This window comes from Rhizobium sp. NFR03 (assembly GCF_900111275.1).
In the GTDB taxonomy this organism is placed as follows: Bacteria; Pseudomonadota; Alphaproteobacteria; order Rhizobiales; family Rhizobiaceae; genus Ferranicluibacter.
Genome location: NZ_FOGR01000030.1, coordinates 1 through 2196, shown reverse-complemented (window position 1 = coordinate 2196; position 2196 = coordinate 1). Strand labels below are relative to the sequence as shown.

Here is a 2196-nt window from a genome sequence, read left to right as displayed (position 1 = left end):
TCATGCCACTCATATGCAAACCTGACGGCAATCCTGTCGCCGTCGAACGCCCACAATTCTTTGATGAGACGGTAGTCGAGCTCCCGCCGCCACTTGCCAGCAAGAAAAGCGACAATAGCCTCCCGGCCGTTGACGAACTCGGCGCGGTTACGCCACTGACTATCGATCGTGTACGCCAGCGCGACCTTGCCTGGGTCCCGGCTATTCCAGCCATCTTCGGCAAGCCGCACTTTCTCGGCAGCAGTCTCTGATGTAAACGGGGGCAGAGGCGGTCTCTGAGTGTCAGTCATTTGAACCTTCCCTCTAATTTTGCCTGTAGCGCAGCATTTTCAGCTTCTAGCTGTTGCAGCTTTTGACGAAGTGGTGTGACTGCTTGCTCAACCTGCTGTTCGGTGTAGCGGGGAGTAATGTGCTGGGGACAGTTCCAGTCGTATGCTTCGAGCCTAAGCTTGAATATCCGCTCGGCACGGCCTCTATACGTCGGATCGACTACGAGGGCCGTAAGCGATGGGTCAGCGTCAAGCGTCAGCCGCTCGACGTGGGCATAGATCTTGAGGCGAGCCCTTCGGACGTAGTCCATCAGGAACAGGCAGGCACGGTCGTTGACTGCGAAATTTCCTGCGCTGATGTACTGGCGGTTTCCGTGATAGTCAGCAAACGCCATCGTTTGCGGATCAACGACCTTGAGGAAACCTGTTTTCCCACCACGATGTTGAACGTAGGGCCAACCTGTTTCCGACACAGATGCGATATAGAAGCTGTCGCGCGTAGCGATGAAATCGATCTCGTTCTCCGTCAAAGTATCCGAAGGACGGTCGTGCTCGCCTAGCCATATCTGGTCCACCCCCATATCCGCCTGCGCGGCTCGGACGCTCGGCGTCGCAGCGACTTCCAGAAAGTGGTACGGCATACCTCGCCTCCAAACTTGCGCAGGCCCGCATCTGTGGACAATGCGGGCCCTGATCTACCTTCAGACGAATAATCCTTCGGCTAAGGGATCAGTCTTGCAAGGCCCAGTCGGCGACTTCCCAGCGCATGTGACCACGATCGGATACCACGCGACCAAGACCGGGGAACGGCATATGGGTCGCAGCGATCAGCGCGCCTTCCGAAGCAGCTTGTGGGAGGAAGCGATCGCGCATGGCTTTCGCAGCAGCCTGATCCTGCTCAAACAGGAAGAAAACGTCTGTTGCAGCCGGATGGACAACCGGGAAAATCATGTCGGACACCATGATTAGGCTCTTGCCGCCATCCTCGATGCGGACGCCAATGTGGCCAGGCGTGTGGCCGGTCAGGTCGACAATCGAGACGCCGGGGATGATCTCACGTTCTCCGTCGATCGCTTGCAGCTTCGGATAGAGGCGCACCACCTCTTCAGCCATCTTGAAGCTGGGCTGCAGGAAGTCAGGCGCGCCACTGCGCTTAGCCCGGTCGGTCCAGTGCTTGACGTCGCGACGGTCTACATAGACCTCGGCATCCGGGTAATTGTTCTTACCGCCGAGAACCAACCCACCCATGTGGTCCTGGTGCATGTGGGTCACGATGACAGCATCGATCTGGCTCGGCTTCAAACCGAGGGTGGCCAGCGCCTGCGGCAGATGCCCGGTCTCCCCGATAGAGCCTGCAGCGCCGGCATCGATCAGAATGCGTTGCTTGCCGTCTTCTACGAGGTATTGATTGAACAGGAAACGTACCCCGCTGGGTCTGCCCGTAAACTGAGCGTTTGCCACCTTTTCCACTTCGGGGGCTGATCGTCCCGGAAAGTAGTTGTAGGGCATATCAGCATACCCATCCGTTAGTGCCGTTATCGTAAAACGTCCGACATGAACCTGAGCCAACGGCGTTGTTGCGACCGGCGCTCGGGAAGCCTTGGATGTTGCAGCCTGGGCACTCAGGTCGGAAAGCAGACCTGCGCCGAAAACGGTTCCTCCGACGAGACCAAGAGGCAGAGCGCTTGCGAAAGCGCGGCGTGAAAGCTGCGGCATGCCATTCTCCTCGGATTGTGTCACAGATACTTGTAGTGTCTTTGAACGTGACGGCATAAGAAAGTTGCGCATTGTATTCCCCCGGTCGGTGATTGATTTGGACAGCAACTGACGCCCAGCATCAGCTTTGCCGGTTCGGCTCAGCTGCTGTTTTAATAAGCGCTACGACTTCTTCAGGGTGGGACAGCATTACCGCGTGGCTGCTGCTGAC

At 57.5% G+C, this 2196-nt stretch carries 3 protein-coding genes; all 3 read right to left on the bottom strand.

Translation table 11 applies throughout. The features are described from left to right. Positions 1 to 290, bottom strand: a 290-nt coding sequence (locus tag BSG19_RS25590) for a DUF1348 family protein (protein ID WP_139274842.1), incomplete at its 3' end; no start/stop codon positions are given. Further along, a complete protein-coding gene (locus BSG19_RS25585; RefSeq protein ID WP_092990802.1) occupies positions 287 to 910 on the bottom strand; it encodes a pyridoxamine 5'-phosphate oxidase family protein in 624 nt (207 codons plus the stop codon). The genes BSG19_RS25590 and BSG19_RS25585, both read right to left, overlap by 4 nt. 88 nt (positions 911 to 998) lie before the next feature. Beyond that, on the bottom strand, positions 999 to 1985 hold the full coding sequence (locus BSG19_RS25580) for an MBL fold metallo-hydrolase (protein WP_092990801.1): 987 nt from the start codon (positions 1983 to 1985) through the stop codon (positions 999 to 1001). Positions 1986 to 2196 lie beyond the last annotated feature (211 nt).